18 protein-coding genes are annotated in these 16,918 nt (G+C 56.1%); 8 read left to right on the top strand and 10 right to left on the bottom strand.

Going from position 1 to position 16,918, the window contains the following annotated elements; genetic code table 11:
- Window positions 1–40 precede the first annotated feature (40 nt).
- Window positions 41–1,051 carry an NAD-dependent epimerase/dehydratase family protein gene (locus tag H0S68_RS08160; protein ID WP_020826093.1) on the top strand — a complete coding sequence of 337 codons (1,011 nt, stop codon included), beginning with the start codon at window positions 41–43 and terminating at the stop codon, window positions 1,049–1,051.
- Here H0S68_RS08160 and H0S68_RS08155 read toward each other — a convergent pair whose 3' ends face one another.
- Complete coding sequence (locus H0S68_RS08155; protein WP_046374018.1) at window positions 1,052–1,888, bottom strand: N-acetylmuramoyl-L-alanine amidase; 837 nt, start codon at window positions 1,886–1,888, stop codon at window positions 1,052–1,054. It abuts the gene before it with no gap.
- 189 nt (window positions 1,889–2,077) lie between these two features.
- On the opposite strand from H0S68_RS08155, the gene H0S68_RS08150 reads away from it, so the two are divergent.
- Complete coding sequence (locus H0S68_RS08150; RefSeq protein ID WP_201895546.1) at window positions 2,078–3,595, top strand: DUF3300 domain-containing protein; 1,518 nt, start codon at window positions 2,078–2,080, stop codon at window positions 3,593–3,595.
- 38 nt (window positions 3,596–3,633) lie between these two features.
- On the opposite strand, the gene H0S68_RS08145 is transcribed toward H0S68_RS08150, so the two are convergent.
- The gene (locus H0S68_RS08145; protein ID WP_020826090.1) at window positions 3,634–3,957 is read right to left on the bottom strand and encodes a heavy metal-binding domain-containing protein; all 324 of its coding nucleotides are present in this window, start codon (window positions 3,955–3,957) and stop codon (window positions 3,634–3,636) included.
- Between the two features lie 161 nt (window positions 3,958–4,118).
- Between H0S68_RS08145 and H0S68_RS08140 the strand changes: the two genes are divergently transcribed.
- The 6 genes from H0S68_RS08140 (at window position 4,119) to artJ (H0S68_RS08115) (ending at window position 8,760) form a co-directional block, all read left to right on the top strand.
- A complete protein-coding gene (locus H0S68_RS08140) occupies window positions 4,119–4,667 on the top strand; it encodes a lipoprotein (protein ID WP_020826089.1) in 549 nt (182 codons plus the stop codon).
- Window positions 4,668–4,930: 263 nt separating this feature from the next.
- A complete protein-coding gene (gene artP, locus H0S68_RS08135; RefSeq protein WP_020826088.1) occupies window positions 4,931–5,659 on the top strand; it encodes an arginine ABC transporter ATP-binding protein ArtP in 729 nt (242 codons plus the stop codon).
- Window positions 5,660–5,692: 33 nt separating this feature from the next.
- Complete coding sequence (gene artJ / locus H0S68_RS08130) at window positions 5,693–6,424, top strand: arginine ABC transporter substrate-binding protein (RefSeq protein WP_020826087.1); 732 nt, start codon at window positions 5,693–5,695, stop codon at window positions 6,422–6,424.
- A gap of 9 nt (window positions 6,425–6,433) precedes the next feature.
- On the top strand, window positions 6,434–7,150 hold the full coding sequence (gene artQ / locus H0S68_RS08125; protein WP_041414381.1) for an arginine ABC transporter permease ArtQ: 717 nt from the start codon (window positions 6,434–6,436) through the stop codon (window positions 7,148–7,150).
- A complete protein-coding gene (gene artM, locus H0S68_RS08120) occupies window positions 7,150–7,818 on the top strand; it encodes an arginine ABC transporter permease ArtM (protein ID WP_129940212.1) in 669 nt (222 codons plus the stop codon). The genes artQ and artM overlap by 1 nt, the downstream gene beginning before the upstream one ends.
- Before the next feature lie 207 nt (window positions 7,819–8,025).
- Window positions 8,026–8,760, top strand: a complete 735-nt coding sequence (gene artJ / locus H0S68_RS08115) for an arginine ABC transporter substrate-binding protein (protein WP_201895547.1) — start codon at window positions 8,026–8,028, stop codon at window positions 8,758–8,760.
- Window positions 8,761–8,822: 62 nt separating this feature from the next.
- Here artJ (H0S68_RS08115) and rlmC read toward each other — a convergent pair whose 3' ends face one another.
- The 8 genes from rlmC to rimK form a co-directional block, all read right to left on the bottom strand.
- On the bottom strand, window positions 8,823–9,950 hold the full coding sequence (rlmC, locus tag H0S68_RS08110; RefSeq protein WP_410529300.1) for a 23S rRNA (uracil(747)-C(5))-methyltransferase RlmC: 1,128 nt from the start codon (window positions 9,948–9,950) through the stop codon (window positions 8,823–8,825).
- Window positions 9,951–10,018: 68 nt separating this feature from the next.
- Complete coding sequence (locus H0S68_RS08105) at window positions 10,019–10,498, bottom strand: YbjO family protein (protein ID WP_116691166.1); 480 nt, start codon at window positions 10,496–10,498, stop codon at window positions 10,019–10,021.
- A gap of 222 nt (window positions 10,499–10,720) precedes the next feature.
- Window positions 10,721–11,566 (bottom strand): putrescine ABC transporter permease PotI, encoded by an 846-nt coding sequence (gene potI / locus H0S68_RS08100; RefSeq protein WP_020826081.1) that lies wholly within the window; start codon window positions 11,564–11,566, stop codon window positions 10,721–10,723.
- A complete protein-coding gene (gene potH, locus H0S68_RS08095; protein ID WP_020826080.1) occupies window positions 11,563–12,528 on the bottom strand; it encodes a putrescine ABC transporter permease PotH in 966 nt (321 codons plus the stop codon). The genes potI and potH overlap by 4 nt, the downstream gene beginning before the upstream one ends.
- A 25-nt stretch (window positions 12,529–12,553) precedes the next feature.
- Window positions 12,554–13,687, bottom strand: coding sequence for a putrescine ABC transporter ATP-binding subunit PotG (gene potG, locus H0S68_RS08090; protein ID WP_020826079.1), 1,134 nt, complete (start codon window positions 13,685–13,687; stop codon window positions 12,554–12,556).
- A 137-nt stretch (window positions 13,688–13,824) separates the two neighbouring features.
- Complete coding sequence (potF, locus tag H0S68_RS08085; protein WP_020826078.1) at window positions 13,825–14,934, bottom strand: spermidine/putrescine ABC transporter substrate-binding protein PotF; 1,110 nt, start codon at window positions 14,932–14,934, stop codon at window positions 13,825–13,827.
- Window positions 14,935–15,342: 408 nt separating this feature from the next.
- The gene (locus H0S68_RS08080) at window positions 15,343–15,822 is read right to left on the bottom strand and encodes a YbjN domain-containing protein (protein ID WP_020826077.1); all 480 of its coding nucleotides are present in this window, start codon (window positions 15,820–15,822) and stop codon (window positions 15,343–15,345) included.
- Between the two features lie 161 nt (window positions 15,823–15,983).
- On the bottom strand, window positions 15,984–16,886 hold the full coding sequence (gene rimK, locus H0S68_RS08075) for a 30S ribosomal protein S6--L-glutamate ligase (RefSeq protein WP_046374023.1): 903 nt from the start codon (window positions 16,884–16,886) through the stop codon (window positions 15,984–15,986).
- Window positions 16,887–16,918 lie beyond the last annotated feature (32 nt).

Below are 16,918 nucleotides of genomic sequence, written 5' to 3'. Positions count from 1 at the left end.
GCCGTCAGCATTCTGATTTTTGGTGAGAATAGAGTTCGTTATGAAGGTATTGGTCACCGGTGCAACCAGTGGGTTAGGCCGTAACGCCGTTGAATATCTCCGCCGCCAGGGCATTAAAGTGCGTGCCACCGGCCGCAACCAGGCCATGGGCAGTCTGCTGGAAAAAATGGGCGCGGAATTCATTCATGCCGATCTCACCAACCTGATCTCATCGCAGGCCAAAGCCATGCTGGCCGACGTGGACGTGCTGTGGCACTGTTCCAGCTTCACCTCGCCATGGGGCACCGAAGAAGCCTTCGAACTGGCCAACGTGCGCGCTACCCGTCGCTTGGGCGAGTGGGCAGCGGCCTACGGCGTTTCACAGTTTATCCATATCTCTTCGCCGGCGATCTACTTCGATTACCATCACCATCGCAACATTACCGAAGACTTCCGCCCCGCGCGCTATGCCAACGAGTTTGCGCGCAGCAAAGCCGCCGGTGAACAGGTGATCCAGCAGTTGGCGATGTCCAACCCGCAAACCCACTTCACCATCCTGCGCCCTCAGGGGTTGTTCGGGCCGCATGACAAAGTGATGCTGCCGCGCCTGTTGCAGATGATCAAACGCTACGGCAACCTGCTGCTGCCACGCGGCGGCGCGGCACTGGTGGACATGACCTATCTGGAAAACGCGGTGCACGCCATGTGGCTGGCCACCCAGAAAGAAAATACCCCCTCCGGCCGCGCTTATAACATCACCAATCAGCAGCCACGTCAGTTGCACAGCGTGGTGCAGCAGTTAATTGACGAGTTGGGGATGAAGTGCCGGATCCGCTCTGTGCCCTATCCCATGCTCGATATGATGGCGCGCGGCATGGAGAAACTCGGCAGCAAAAGCGAGAAAGAGCCGGTACTGACCCACTATGGGGTCGCCAAGCTCAATTTTGATCTGACGCTGGACACCACTCGTGCCCAGCAGGAGTTGGATTACCGGCCGATAGTTTCGCTCGATGAAGGCATTTCCCGCACCGCTCGCTGGCTAAAAGAACACGGTAAACTGCACGGCCTTTAATTAGCGAGCTGCCCCGTACTTCAACAGCAAGGCATCAACGATCGCCTCCGTCTCCGCATCCGGCTCACCGCGATAATCGCTGGGCCGGAAATGCATCTGAAACGCCGCCAGCACGTTCTTCTGCTGCCTGACATCCCACCGAGCGTCAATACCATAACCGTAACGCGCCAGCTTTTCGATCAAGGGGGCCAGGGGCACGGCCGCCTGCTTGTCGCGGCCGGCCAGTAGCTTCTGCACCTGCTGCTCGTCCGGCCAGGCGCCAATGCCGGCCTGCGCCAGTTGCCGCCAGGGGAATAACGGACCCGGGTCCTGCTTGCGTTGGGGCGCTATATCGCTGTGCCCCACTACGTCTGTCGGCTGAATGCCATAGCGTTGGATGATATCGCGGCTCAGCGGGATCAACAGGGCTATTTGCTGTGGCGTGTAGGGCTGCCAATGGGTAAACAGCAGGGTGCGGTTGAACCCGCGATTGACTATTTCAATCCCTATCGAGGTATCGTTCAGGTTGGTTCTGCCGCGCCAGGTGCTGGCCCCGGCATGCCATGCGCGCAGGGCTTCAGGCACCAGTTGAAACGCCACCGGTTTGCCCTGTACCAATGGCGGGTGCGCGGGCAGCAGATAGTGCGCGCTGACGTGTTCATCCGTCAGGGTTTTAAGCGAGGAATGGAAATCTTCTGCGGTGTAATGCATCACCAGAAAACGAATGCGCTGGTCTGCTCCCTGCGCCTGATGCAGGGTTTCCAACTGATAGTCGCCCCGGTCTATGGTGGTGCTTTGCGGTGCGCTTTGGCAGCCGGCAAGCAATGCGGCAGCAAATATCCCTGGCCAAATTTTCACGAATCCCTCCTGCCGTCGAGCGGCTCAAATTTGTAACTCAAATTGATTAATCTGTATCCAATAATCAAGTTAATCAATAAATGATGACAGAGAGGCCAGATGTGCAAGTGAGTGTTGCGCCGCGCTGGCGGACTCCATGGCAGATGATAGCTTCATAGTATTACCTGCGCTGATAAAAGTGAGTCGCTCATGTTCAAGCTCAACCCTGTCGCCTGGCTGATCTGCATCGCCATGCTGCCGCTCAGCGGCTGTGACCAAAAAACGGTAGCCAATACCATGGGGGGAAGCGCGCCTGCTGTGGCCACGCCCGCGGCAGCATCAACCTATACGCCACTGAGTGCCGATCAATTGTATCAACTGGTCAGCCCGGTGGCGCTTTTTCCTGACAAACTGTTGGCGCAGGTGCTGGCCGGTGCGGGTTATCCCGATCAAATCAGCGCGGCGGATAACTGGCTGGCGCAAAACCGGGGGCTGCAACCGGCCGCGCTCACCGCAGCCGCTGGCGCTCAACCCTGGGACCCCAGCGTACGCGGTTTGGTACAATTTCCTGACGTGCTGGATCAGATGGCTAAAAATATTCCCTGGACCACCGCGCTGGGCAGCGCTTATCTCAACGACCCTACCGACGTGATGAACGCCATTCAGGTCATGCGCCAACGTGCCGCCGCCAAAGGCACGCTGAAAACGTCGCCGCAACAAAGGGTGGTCATCACGCCTGCAACCCGTTACGTGGAACCGCAACCCTATCCGCAAAGCGTCGTGGTTGCGCCAGCGCAAACCATTGTCATCGAACCCAGCCAACCGGATGTGGTTTACGTGCCGCGTTACGATCCCTGGGTGGCCTATGGCGAACCTGTCCCGGCCTACCCGAGCTATCACTATCAGAGTGCCTCAGGCTATAGCAGTGGCGATATGCTGGCGGCAGGCGTGATCAGTTTTGGCGTGGGTGTCGCGGTCGGGGCATTGATCAATCAGCATCATGACAACTGGCATAGCTGGGACGTGCGCTGGAATGATCGGCGTCAACCGGTGGTCTATAACAATGCGCCTTATATCTCGCACTCCACCACGGTGATTAACCGTGTCACCAATATCAACCAATACAATAATGTGAATCGCAGCACCACGGTGAATAACTATCACAATGCGCCAGTCAATCAGGTGCCGCATTTTGCCGCACCAACGCCTTATGCAGCCCCTAAGGTTGCCAACCTGCAACAGCCACATTTTACGCCGCCCGTCGCAGCCAATGAACGCCAGCCGATGACGGCGCCGAACTTTGCCCATGCAGCTACGCCAGCGCCCCATGCGATGACACCGGTCGCCCATGTTCAGCAGCCAATGACCCTGCCGAGTTTCGCTCATTCAACACCGGCAGCCGTGCGCCCGCACCCAGCGACAGTCACGGCCCCCGTTCATCAGGCCGAGATGCGACCGGCTCGTACGCCTGAACAACATCTACCGACACCTGTCAGCGTACAGCAAAGGGCGCAGTTGCCGGCCGTTAAACCTGTCGAACACGTCGCGCCCAAGGCTAACGTTATTCGCCCACAGCCGGTTCAACCACGGCCAAATGCCATGATGTCACATAGCGCACCAACGCCGTTCCATCAGCCACAGATTCAACAGGCACAGCATCACCCTGCTCCAGCGGCCAAACCGCAGGAACATCGCCCGCTAAAAGTGGAAGAACACAAGGTAGGATAAACGAATGCCCCCGGCCTTGGCCGGGGGCAAAGAAAGGATTAGCGGCTGACTTTCACCGCGGTACCGCTGACGGTCACCATTAACATGCTGCTGTCTTTACCCACGGTTTCGTAATCGATATCAATACCTACCACCGCATTGGCGCCCAATTCTTTCGCTTGCTCCTCCAACTCCCGGAAGGCAATCAGGCGCGCTTTACGCAGCTCTTTCTCATAAGCGCCTGAACGGCCGCCCACGATGTCGCGCACGCCGGCAAAAAAATCGCGGAAAATATTCGCGCCCAAAATGGCCTCGCCGGTGACAACGCCGCAGTACTCGGTAATAGTAAACCCTTCCAGGGTCGGGGTAGTGGAAAGCTGCATGAAAACTCCTTGCTTGATTGATTCATCGCACTTATCTGACCATTGATTTGGCATTATGTTCTGTATTGAAATGGCACGCAGTACGAATGCAAGGCCAGAAATCGCATTTATACTGTAGGCTAATGGTCTTCATGGTAGAGACTTTCACATAAGGTAATGAGATGAAAACAAAAACGATTGCGGCTGTTTTGCCCTTAGCGCTGTTACTGAGTGCCTGCACCACCGTCGAACCGGCATTCAAGGATATCGGCTCCCGTACCGGCGGTTGTGTGGAAGGCGGCCCGGATACGGTCGCACAGAAATTTTACGATCTGCGCCTGCAACAGGGCGCCGCTACCACCCTGCCCGACAGCAACCGTCTGGCGCAGTTGCAACCTTACCTGAGTAAAGTGCTGTATCAGGATCTGGTGACCGCCAACCAGAACCCGGGCAAACATCAGGTCACTGGCGATCTGTTTACCGGCAACGCGCAGGGACCGACCAGCGCCACCGTCGCCAGCGCTTCTACCATCCCGAATACCGACGCAAAAAATATTCCATTGCGCGTACAGCTCAGCTACCAGAAGGACGGCGGCAGCGCGGTCAACTGGCAGGATGAGGTGCTGATGGTGCGTGAAGGCACCTGTTGGGTGGTGGATGATATCCGCTATCTGAACGTGCCGCCGCATGCCGCCAGCGGCACGCTGCGTCAGGTATTGGAAAACCAGTAAGCTCACACGCCCCACCGTCATCTGCTTGATGCCGGTGGGTAAAAAAATGCCTTGATTCCGCTCAACATTCGTTCACTTTGAGAATTTTCGCTACATACCTCACAGCGTGCACGACAAATCCCCCCTTCGAACCTGACTCGCGGTATCTTGTGCTATTCTTTTACTATCCTGCCGCGCAGTAATAAATTTTAACGCACAAAGATTGCATAAGTATTCTGTGGAAGTTAACATTCGCGGCATCAATATCTATTCAATTCTGGCGCATGAGCATTCAACTTAACGGTATCAACTGCTATTACGGCGCACATCAGGCGCTGTTTGACATCACGCTGGATTGCCCAGCAGGGGAAACTTTAGTGCTGCTGGGTCCAAGCGGCGCGGGGAAAAGTTCATTGCTGCGGGTGTTGAACCTGCTGGAAATGCCGCGCTCGGGTCAGTTGCAGATCGCCGGCAATCAATTCGACTTCAAGCAGGCCCCTGGCGAGAAAGCCATTCGTGAGCTGCGTCAGAACGTCGGCATGGTATTCCAACAATATAATCTCTGGCCTCACCTTACCGTGGTGCAAAACCTGATCGAAGCGCCGTGTCGTGTGCTTGGCCTGACCAAGGCTCAGGCGATGGAGCGTGCCGACAAGTTGCTGAAGCGTTTGCGCCTGACCGATTTTGCCGACCGTTTCCCGCTGCACCTTTCCGGCGGCCAGCAGCAACGCGTGGCCATTGCCCGTGCGCTGATGATGGAGCCGCAGGTGCTGCTGTTCGACGAACCGACCGCCGCGCTGGATCCTGAAATCACCGCCCAAATCGTCAGCATCATTCGCGAGCTGGCCGGCACCGGGATCACCCAGGTGATCGTCACCCACGAAGTGGAAGTGGCGCGCAAAACCGCCAGCCGCGTGGTCTACATGGAAAACGGCCACGTAGTGGAACAAGGCGATGCCAGCCACTTTGCGCAGCCGCAGACCACCGAGTTTGCCAATTACTTATCACACTAACAATTTTACTTGCTGTAATTTGGGGAGTTTGCGATGAAAAAACTAATAATCGCCGCCGTTCTGGCTGGCATCAGCGTTTCCGCCTCTGCAGCCGAAACGATCCGTTTCGCTACCGAAGCTTCTTATCCTCCGTTTGAATTTATTGACGCCGGCAACAAGATCCAGGGGTTTGACGTCGATCTGGCCAATGCCCTGTGCAAAGAAATGCAGGCCGAGTGCAGCTTCACCAATCAGGCTTTTGACAGCCTGATCCCTAGCCTGAAGTTCAAGCGCTTTGACGCGGTCATGGCCGGTATGGACATCACGCCTGAGCGTGAAAAACAGGTGCTGTTTACCAAACCGTATTACGACAACTCCGCGCTGTTTGTCGCCCAGAAGGGCAAAGTTGCCGACGTAGCGGCGCTGAAAGGCAAAAAAGTGGGCGTGCAGAACGGCACGACACACCAGAAATACCTGACCGATAAGCACCCTGAAATCACCACCGTGCCTTACGACAGCTATCAGAACGCCATTTTGGATCTGAAGAATGGTCGCGTTGACGCGGTATTTGGTGACACCGCAGTGGTCAACGAATGGCTGAAACAGAATGCCGCTCTGGCCGCGGTAGGCGATAAGGTGACCGACAAAGACTACTTCGGTACCGGGCTGGGCATTGCCGTTCGCCAGAAAAATACCGATCTGCAGGGCAAGTTCAATGCCGCCCTCGACAAGATCAAACAGGATGGGACTTACGAAACCATCTACAAAAAATGGTTCCAGCAGTAATCTATCCCCATGAATGAAATTCAACCTCTAGCAAGCGCCGCCGGGATGACCGTCGGCCTTGCCGTTTGTGCCCTTATCCTCGGGTTGATCCTGGCGATGCTGTTTGCCGTCTGGGAGTCATCGCGCTGGAAAGTGGTCAGCTGGCTCGGCACCGCCTGGGTTACGCTGTTGCGCGGCCTGCCGGAAATTCTGGTGGTGCTGTTCATCTATTTCGGCTCATCACAGCTGCTTTTGATGCTGTCCGACGGCTTCACCCTGAACTTTGGCCTGTTCCAGCTGCCCGTCCAGCTGGCGATTGATAATTTTGAAGTCAGCCCGTTCCTGTGTGGCGTAATTGCCCTCGCCCTGCTCTATTCCGCCTATGCGTCACAAACATTGCGCGGGGCACTCAAAGCGGTGCCACAGGGGCAATGGGAATCCGGCCAGGCACTGGGGATGAGCACTGCAGCGATTTTCTTTCGCCTGATCATGCCGCAGATGTGGCGCCACGCCCTGCCAGGGCTGGGCAACCAGTGGCTGGTTTTACTGAAGGATACCGCGCTGGTGTCGCTGATCAGCGTTAACGATCTGATGCTGCAGACCAAGAGCATCGCCACTCGCACCCAGGAGCCTTTTACCTGGTATGTGATCGCGGCGGCCATCTATTTGGTGGTGACCCTGTTTAGCCAGTACATCATCAAACGCATTGAACTGCGCACCACGCGTTTTGAGCGGGGGCCAGCCTGATGTTTGAGTTCTTGCCGGAAATTATCAAAGGGCTGCACACCAGTCTGACGCTGACCGTTACCGCGCTGATCGTGGCACTGCTGCTGTCATTGGTGCTGACGGTGATCCTGACGCTGAAAACGCCGATCCTGACGCCGCTGGTGAAAATCTATATCACCCTGTTCACCGGTACGCCGCTGCTGGTGCAGATCTTCCTGATCTACTACGGCCCCGGCCAGTTCCCGGCGATCCGCGAATATCCGTGGTTGTGGGATCTGCTGTCGCAGCCGTGGCTGTGTGCGATGATCGCATTGGCGCTGAACAGCGCGGCCTACACTACCCAGCTGTTTTACGGTGCGGTGCGGGCGATCCCCGCCGGTCAGTGGCAATCTTGCGAAGCGCTTGGCATGTCGCGTGCCCAGTCGTTGCGTATCCTGCTGCCCTTTGCCTTCAAGCGTGCGCTGTCGTCTTACTCCAACGAAGTGGTGTTGGTGTTCAAGAGCACCTCGCTGGCCTACACCATTACCCTGATGGAAGTGATGGGATACAGCCAGCTGATGTATGGCCGTACCTACGACGTGATGGTGTTTGGTGCTGCCGGGTTGGTCTATCTGTGCGTCAACGGCCTGCTGACGTTGTTGATGCGCATGGTCGAGCGTCGGGCGCTGGCATTCGAGCGCCGCAACTGAGCCCGCCCCCTCAGGTTTCGGAGCCCTGCCATCGTGCAGGGCTTTTTTATTTTCGTCGTAATTTTTTAATCATTTATATTGCATATTAATGCATTAAATGTCAGGGTAAACGTCGATAAACAGCCGCCAAAACCTTTGGGTTATTGTCAGTAAAATCAAGCGGTGAAGAGATAAAAACACGCAGACTTGCAGACAGGAGCTTTACGCATGAAAAAACTATTACTTGCCGCTACGGTATTGGCGGGCATCGCCTTAAACGCCAGTGCAGCTGAGACCATTCGCTTCGCCTCTTCCGCCACCTATCCCCCCTTCGAATCGCTGGATGCCAGCAACAAGATTGTCGGGTTTGATATCGATCTGGCTACCGCGCTGTGCAAGCAAATGAAAGCCGAATGCACCTTTACCAATCAGGCGTTCGACAGCCTGATCGCCGCCCTGAAATTCAAAAAATACGACGCTGTGATTTCCGGTATGGACATCACGCCAGAGCGCAGCAAGCAGGTTTCCTTTACCCAGCCTTACTACGCCAACTCGGCGATCGTCATCGCGCAGAAAGGCAAATTCAGCTCGCTGGCGGATCTGAAAGGCAAAAAGATCGGCATGGAGAACGGCACCACCCATCAAAAATACATGCAGGATAAGCACCCGGAGATTAATACCGTCTCTTACGACAGCTACCAGAACGCCATTCTCGAACTGAAAAATGGCCGTATTGACGGCGTGTTCGGTGATACCGCAGTGGTCAACGAGTGGCTGAAGAGTAGCCCGCAATTGGCGCCGGTCGGCGAGCACGTTACCGATGCCCAATACTTCGGCACCGGCCTGGGCATTGCTGTGCGTCCGGACAACCAGGCGCTGCTGGCCAAGCTGAATGCCGCTCTGGACGCCATCAAGGCCGACGGCACCTACAAAGCCATCAACGACAAGTGGTTCCCGCAGTAAGTCTCTCCAGGGCGTGGTATGCACGCCCTATTTCAAACTGTATGCTTATTGCCGAAACGCCTTTAGTGGCGTACCAGCAGAGTCAGCACTTCGTAGTGGGCGGTATGAGGGAACATATCGAACAGTTGCACGCGTTCAATGCGGTAATCCGGCAACATCTCAATGTCTTTCGCCATCGTCTCGGCGTTACAACTCGAATAGAGAATATAGCCGGGCGCCATCTCATTCAGATAGTCGCACAAATCCTTGCCGATGCCGCGCCGTGGCGGATTAACCAGCACTAATTGGGGGACGCTACCCTCAGCGGTGGCAAATTTCGTGGAATCCAGCGCCTGGAAGTTAACCTGTTGCAGACCGAGCGTTTTCGCTGACTGACGCGCACAGGCAATCGCCTCGGCGCTGATCTCAATACCGGTCAGGCGGGTATCCGTCTGCGCACAGTGCAGGCCAAATCCCCCCACACCGCAGAACAGATCCCACATGCTTTCAATACCCAATGCACGAACCCAGTCACGAGCGGTAGCGTACAGTTCAGCCGCCACCTTTGGGTTGGTCTGGAAAAAACTTTGTGGGCGGATATACAACGGCACCTGATTAAATTGCTCTTCCAGCGCCTGCTGTTCGGTCAGTGGGATCTCCAGCTCTCCTTCCATAATCGCCATATGCACCGGCTGAATATTGGCGGAGATCACCCTGAGTTGTGGCAATTGCTGCTGTAACCACGGCAACGCCGCTCGCAGCTGTGCCAATTTACTCTCCGAGCGCAGTACAAAGCGCAGCATCACGCCGCCGCTGTGGGTGCTTTCGGTCAACAGCAGATACTTCAGTTCCCCGCGCTTACGCGCCACGTTATAGGGCGTCAAACCGGCGCGGGCGATAAAACTTTTCAACACCGCGAACATGGGCGCAAAACTGGCGGGGTACAGTGGACAGCCACTCAGATCAACCGGCGTGCCATCGCGGTGCAGCATGCCGAGCAACGGACGCTCTACGCTGCCGCTGACCACCATTTTGGCCTTATTGCGAAATGCGCTCTGCTCGCCGGCAATCGGCGCCAGCCAATGCGCGACGTCGCGTTCGGCCAGCAGGGATTGCAGGTGATGCTGTTTGTCTGCCAGCTGCTGCGGGTAAGGCTTTTCCAGCCACTGACAAGAACGGCAGGTGCCCGCCGTATACAAAACGCAATGCATTAAGTTGACTCTGAGTTCGAGGTGAATAATTAAGGGCGCAGAGTTTATCACTCTACGCCCTTAAAATCTCAATTGCGCGCGGCGAAATAGCGGCGGCTAGTGGCAGGAACGAACAATAAGGCCAGGATGACGACATCGGGGATTTTCTGCAGGATCAACACGTGCAGAATTTGGCCGCTGGTCTCGCCCTCCACGGTAAAGACTTCGGGCAAAAAGCTGCCGATGGTCGCCAACAGCAAATAACCGACCACCGCACACTGACAGGCCACATAGACCCAACGCCCCCAATTGCGACCGCGCATTACCGCAAAACCGCAGCTGATTTGCAGGCACAGCAGCACCAGACCAGCCAAAAATATCAGGGTGGAATCCCAGGCCTGGGCGCTGGTGCTGACAAACTCCTGAGCGCCATCGACGCCCAGTTCACCCAACAGCAACAGCACGCTGATGCATTTGATAGCCACCATCGCCGTACCGGCCACCATCACCGGTACTGGCGCATCTGAAGTCGTTCTCATTCCCTGCCTGCTGTTCAGCATGTCTGCCATGTCCATGTTCCGCAACGAAAACGCCGTCTATACCCTCATCTTTCAAGTTGCAGCGTGGTTACCTGCGCTCACACCCCAGTTACTTAAGTAAGCGCCTGGGGAAGAGCGAGCTGGCCGCCTGGCTGTAACTCTAAAGCTGTAGGGTATATTCAAACGAGATATATAAAGTCAGGTAATCAATTGCAATACCAATAATTGCAAAAATAGCAGGTTTAATCAGACTCAGCTACGGGCGGCCTTTTGTAATTCGCGCGATCGCTGTTTTTCCGAGCGAGCCATAAACCACCAGGCGATCAGACCGATAATCCCCACCACCAGCAGGATCAAACTGGCCAGGGCGTTGATTTCCGGATTAACCCCCATACGCACGCTGGAGAACACCAGCATCGGCAAGGTGGTCGCGCCCGGCCCGGCGACAAAGCTGGCAATCACCAGGTCATCCAGCGACAGTGTGAATGCCAGCATCCAGCCGGCAACCAGCGCCGGTGCAATCATTGGCAGCGTGATCACGAAAAACACCTTCAACGGCGTCGCGCCCAAATCCATCGCGGCCTCTTCGATCGAGCGATCCAATTCACGCAGGCGCGAACTGATCACCACTGAAACGTAGGCCGTACAGAAGGTGACATGCGCCAGCCAGATGGTGAACATGCCGCGTTCCGACGGCCAACCCAAGGTATGCCCCATCGCCACAAACAACAGCAGCAGCGACAAACCGGTAATCACATCCGGCATAACCAGCGGTGCAGTCAGCATAAAGGCAAAGCCGGTTGAACCACGAAAACGGCCAAAACGCACCATCACCACCGCAGCAATCGCGCCAAGCACTACGGCGGCGGTCGCTGAAGCGGCAGCAATGGTCAGGCTGAGCCCGACGGCGCTGATCATCGCCGAGTCGTGGAATAACGCGGTATACCAACGCGTCGACCAGCCCGCCCACACCGTCACCAGTTTTGAACTGTTGAACGAGTAAATCACCAGCATCAGCATCGGCGCATACAGGAAAGTGAAACCAAGCACCAAAATAGCGATACGCCACGGTGAGCGCACTACCGGCAAGTTGTTCATCCCTGCCCCCCCATTTCCTTGTTCTGGTGCTTGTGGAACCAGATAATCGGCAAAATCAACAGCAGCAGCATCACGGTGGCAACCGCCGAAGCTACCGGCCAATCGCGGTTATTAAAGAATTCCTGCCACAGTACCCGGCCAATCATAATACTGTCAGGCCCGCCCAGCAGTTCCGGGATCACGAACTCGCCGACCGCTGGAATAAACACCAGCATCGAACCGGCAATGATACCGCCGCGGGTCAGCGGCACAATCACGCTGAAGAAGGTTTTCAGCGGTTTGGCGCCCAGATCCAGCGAGGCCTCCACCAGCGAATAATCCAGCCGCGTCAAGGCGGTATAAATCGGCAGCACCATAAACGGCAGGTAGGAGTAAACCACGCCGATATAGACCGCCAGATTGGTATGCAGGATCACCAGCGGCTGATCGATAACCCCAAGCCACAGCAAGAAATTGTTAAGGATACCGTTGTTTTTCAATATGCCCATCCAGGCATAAACGCGGATCAAAAATGAGGTCCACGACGGCAGGATCACCAACAGCAGCAAAATATTGCGGGTTGATGCTTTGCTGTGCGCCACTGCCCAGGCCAACGGATAACCAATGATCAGGCAACATACTGTTGACACCGCCGCCACCTGCAGCGACTGCAGATAGGCGTCCAGATACAGCGGATCGTCGGTCAGTTGCAGGTAATTGGCGAAGTTGAGCGCGATGTCCAACTTGCCGTCAGCCCAACTCATCAGGTCAGTGTAGGGCGGGACCGCCAGCGCCAGCTCCGCCAGGCTGATCTTGAACACAATCAGGAACGGTAGCAGGAACAGCAACGTCAGCCACAGCAGCGGCACCGCAATCACCAGTTTGCGGCCGTGGGCCATTTGCAGGCGCTGGAAAAAAGCTTTCAGCGGGCCGGGCCCGTTGGCCGGCGGTTCCGGCGGCGTGCGTTCAGCAAGCATTGTCATAATGATTATTCCTCACCTTCGCCATTCACACCGTTAACACGACACAGCTGTCGGCTTCCCAACACAGCCGCACTTCGTCGCCCCAGGTCGGCATCCCTTTGCGGAAACGGTGACCGTTTTGCAATTGGGCGCTGAGCATCTGGCCGCTGAGCAGCTTCACGTGGTAGATCGACAAATCGCCAAGGTAGGCAATGTGCACCACCTCCCCCACGGCAAAGTTGCAGCCATCTTCCGGGATCTCTTCGCACAGCATGATTTTTTCCGGTCGCAACGCAACCTGGATCGGCACCCCGTCCACCACCGAGGCGTCGGAGTCTACCTTGATTGCATGACGCAAACCGGGGCTTTGCAGGATCAGGGCATCGTCCTGACGCTCTTGCAGCACGCAGTCAAATACGTTCACCGAACCGATAAACTCGGCGCTGAAACGGCTGTTCGGGTGTTCGTAGATCTCTTCCGGCTCGCCGATCTGCACAAACTTGCCGCGATTCATGATGGCGATACGGCCTGCCATGGTCATCGCCTCTTCCTGATCGTGGGTGACCATCACGCAGGTCACGCCGACGCGCTCAAGAATGTCCGTCACTTCCAGTTGCATGCGGTCACGCAGTTTTTTATCCAGCGCGCCCATCGGTTCATCCAGCAGCAGCAGCTTTGGCCGCTTGGCAAGGCTGCGCGCCAGCGCCACACGCTGGCGTTGGCCGCCGGAAAGCTGGTGTGGCTTGCGTTTGGCAAACTCCTGCATATGGACCAGCGACAGCATTTCCGCTACCCGCTCGGTGATTTCCCCACGCGGCATCTTGTCCTGTTTCAGGCCGAAAGCGATGTTTTGCTCCACCGTCATGTGCGGGAACAGGGCGTAGGACTGGAACATCATGTTAATCGGCCGCTGGTATGGCGGCACGTGCGACATGTCTTGCCCATCGAGCACGATTTGCCCTTCCGTCGGCTGTTCAAAACCGGCCAGCATGCGCAACAGCGTCGACTTGCCGCAGCCGGAGGGGCCCAGCAGGGCAAATATTTCGCCTTTGTAGATGGTCAGGCTAACGTCTTCGACCGCATTTTGGCCGTCAAAGGTTTTGGTGAGGTTACGGATTTCCAGCAGAGGGGTGAAGACCTTCTGCGACTTGGCTTGAGGACGAGGGATAGCGTCGTTCAATCGGGGTGCTCTCCGGTGCAAACAGTACAAAAAACCACGGCGATTGCCATGGCCCAAAATGGCAATGCAGGCGGGTAGCCCCGCCTGCTGGTCAAGACAACACTGAAAGCCGGGCCCGGCATTTTGGGCCCTGAGTACTAGCGTCCGCTTTTAACTTTAGTCCAGGCGCGGGTAATCACACGATCCAACTTCGGCGACTGCACGTTCAGCGTGAACAGCTTGGCACGCAGATCGGCCGGCGGGTAGACGTTCGGATTATCACGCACTTCCGCTTTCACCAGCGGAGTGGAGTCCTTCACCGCGTTGGCGTAATAGACGTAGTTGCTGATGCCGGCCATCACATCGGGCTTCATCAGGAAGTTCAGGAACTGGTAGGCGGCGTCCTTGTTTTTGGCATCTGCCGGCATGGCAAACATGTCAAAATAGGTCAGGGCCCCTTCTTTAGGAATGGCATAGGCCACGTTCACGCCGTTCTTCGCCTCTTTGGCGCGGTTGGCCGCCTGCATCACATCACCGGACCAGCCTATCGCTACGCAGATATCGCCGTTCGCCAGGTCATTGATGTATTGGGAAGAGTGGAAGTAACGGATGTTCGGCCGCAGCTTAAGCAGCAGATCGTTGGCCGCACCGGTGTAATCCGCTGCGTTGGTGCTGTTGGGATCCTTGCCCAGGTAGTGCAGTACGGTAGCGTAAACCTCGCTCGGCGCATCCAGGAAGGAAACACCACAGCTTTTAAGCTTCTCGAGGTTCTCTGGCTTGAGGATCAGATCCCAGCTGTCGACCGGCGCATCTTTGCCCAGCACCGCCTTCACCTTGTCGACGTTATAGCCGATGCCGGTGGTCACCATCAGGTAAGGGATACCGTACTTGTTGTCCTTGTCATTATGTGCCACCAACTGCAGCATTTCGGGATCAAGGTTTTTGTAGTTCGGCATCTTGCTCTTGTCGAGCGGCTCGAAAATACCGGCCTTCGACTGGCGCTCAAGGAAGTTGGATGAAGGCACTACCAGATCATAACCGGTGCTGCCCGCCATCAGTTTGCCTTCCAACACTTCATTGGAGTCAAAGACGTCGTACACCACTTTAATGCCGGTTTCTTTCTGGAATTTGGCTAAGGTGTCCGGCGCAATATAGTCGGACCAGTTATAGACGTGCAGCGTTTTTTCCTCGGCTGACGCCGTGACGGACGCGGCCATCAGCAGGCCGGCAACAACACCCGATAACCACTTTTTACGTTGGGTGACCATCCGTAACTTCCTCCAAAACAGGGGTGAATCATAGAATTGAACTTGTATCGCAAACTGATACAAAACCTTTCCTGATCGAGCGCAATCGTTGCAACCGCGGATTGAATAGCTATGCAGTTGATTGCAGACACCTTTTTCAACTGCCCAGCCCGCATGGTCACCTGGGGAATCGCAAGCCCTTAGCAGAATCAGCAGCATAACCGCTGTTGCCAAAACGCACCAGCCTCCGGGGGCAAAAACGGCTTTTATCGATTTTTTATGCAGTTTCTCTCTATGTGATACGCCATTAATGGCATAAACGGCGAGAAATATCGGGCAAAAGAGGGTAAAACGCAGAATATATTATCGTGGAAGGGAATAACGGCAGCATGCCGCCAGAAGGGCGACATGCATAATCTACAGCGGGGATCAGTGCAACATTGGCAGGCGTTCGGCGCTAGCCGGGTTCTCTTCTTCGTCACCCATAAACAGCAGATCGTTCGCCCGCGCCTCGAGGATCACCATGGAGATCTGCTCTTCGCCCTGCTGCATAAAGTGCGTGAACTGTTCCAGCGTGACGCCCACGGCGATACTTAGTGACTGACAGACGATCAGCTTCGGCAGGTTATCATCCTGGATATCGACAAAGGCTTTGATGGTCAGCGAACTGGCGTTGATCTGGCTGAGATCGGCCACCAGAGGGATCAGCGCGGTCGGCTTCACCTCGGCCAGGGCGGAAAACAGAATAACGTTGTCCACCAGATCGAGTTTGGCGTCAAATACGCCGTCGAAGTTTTGCATGTGCGGCAGGTGCAGCGCCTGACAGGAATCGCACTCAAAGAATGAAATGCCCGATTGATCCAGCCAGCGTCGCAACAACGCCAAATCAGGGACAATGAGTGAATCCATAATACCAGCCTCACAATATTCAAAACGCGAAAAGGCGCATAGCTTACGGAATATTCCCCCGCGATGCCACGATCAATGCGGCTTAATTCGCTATTTGGGCAAATATCGCCGGGAAAAAACCGCAAAGCTGGCGATTGCAAAGCCGATTTTGGTCGGGGACATCAGCCGCCCGACTTGAGACGAAATCCCGCTCTGGCGCGCGGCTCGATATACTCGATCATCATGCCGGCAATATCCAATCCCGTGGTGGTTTCCACCCCTTCAAGCCCCGGTGAGGCGTTCACTTCCATCACCAACGGGCCGCGAGTCGCTCGCAAAATATCTACCCCGGCGACGTCCAGTCCCAGCGTGGTGGCCGCCTTAACCGCAACAGCTCGCTCTTTGGCGGTGATGCTTACTTTGCGGGCGGTACCGCCACGGTGCAAATTGGACCGGAACTCCCCGGGCTTGGCCTGACGCTCAATCGCGGCCACTACCTTGCCGCCGACCACCAGACAACGCACGTCACTGCCCTGTGCCTCGCGAATATATTCCTGCACCAGGATATGGGCGTTAAGGCCGCGAAAGGCGTCAATCACGCTTTCCGCCGCCTGGCGGGTTTCCGCCAACACTACGCCGATACCCTGCGTCCCCTCCACCAGTTTCACCACCAGTGGCGCACCGCCGACCAGCTCAATCAAATCACCGGTATCGTCCGGCGAATGGGCGAAACCGGTGATTGGCAGATCGATCCCCTGGCGTGCCAGCAACTGCAGCGAACGCAGTTTGTCGCGTGCACGGGTGATCGCCACCGACTCATTCAGCGGGTAACTGCCCAGCAGCTCAAACTGGCGCAGTACGGCGGTACCATAAAAGGTGATGGCGGAGCCGATGCGCGGGATCACCGCATCGTAGCGTTCCAACTGACGGCCGCGATAATGAATGGTCGGCGCGGCCGGGTTAATGTTCATATAACAAGAAAGCGGATCGATAATATCCACGCTGTGGCCGCGCTGCTCTGCCGCCTCCACCAAACGCTTGCATGAGTACAGCGTTCCATCGCGCGAAAGAATGGCAATTTTCACTCGTCACCCCAAAAAGGCAATCACCTGCCAGG

The sequence above is a fragment of the Serratia sp. AXJ-M genome (assembly GCF_046531865.1).
In the GTDB taxonomy this organism is placed as follows: Bacteria; Pseudomonadota; Gammaproteobacteria; order Enterobacterales; family Enterobacteriaceae; genus Serratia; species Serratia liquefaciens.
This window is presented reverse-complemented; position numbering and strand designations above follow the sequence as displayed.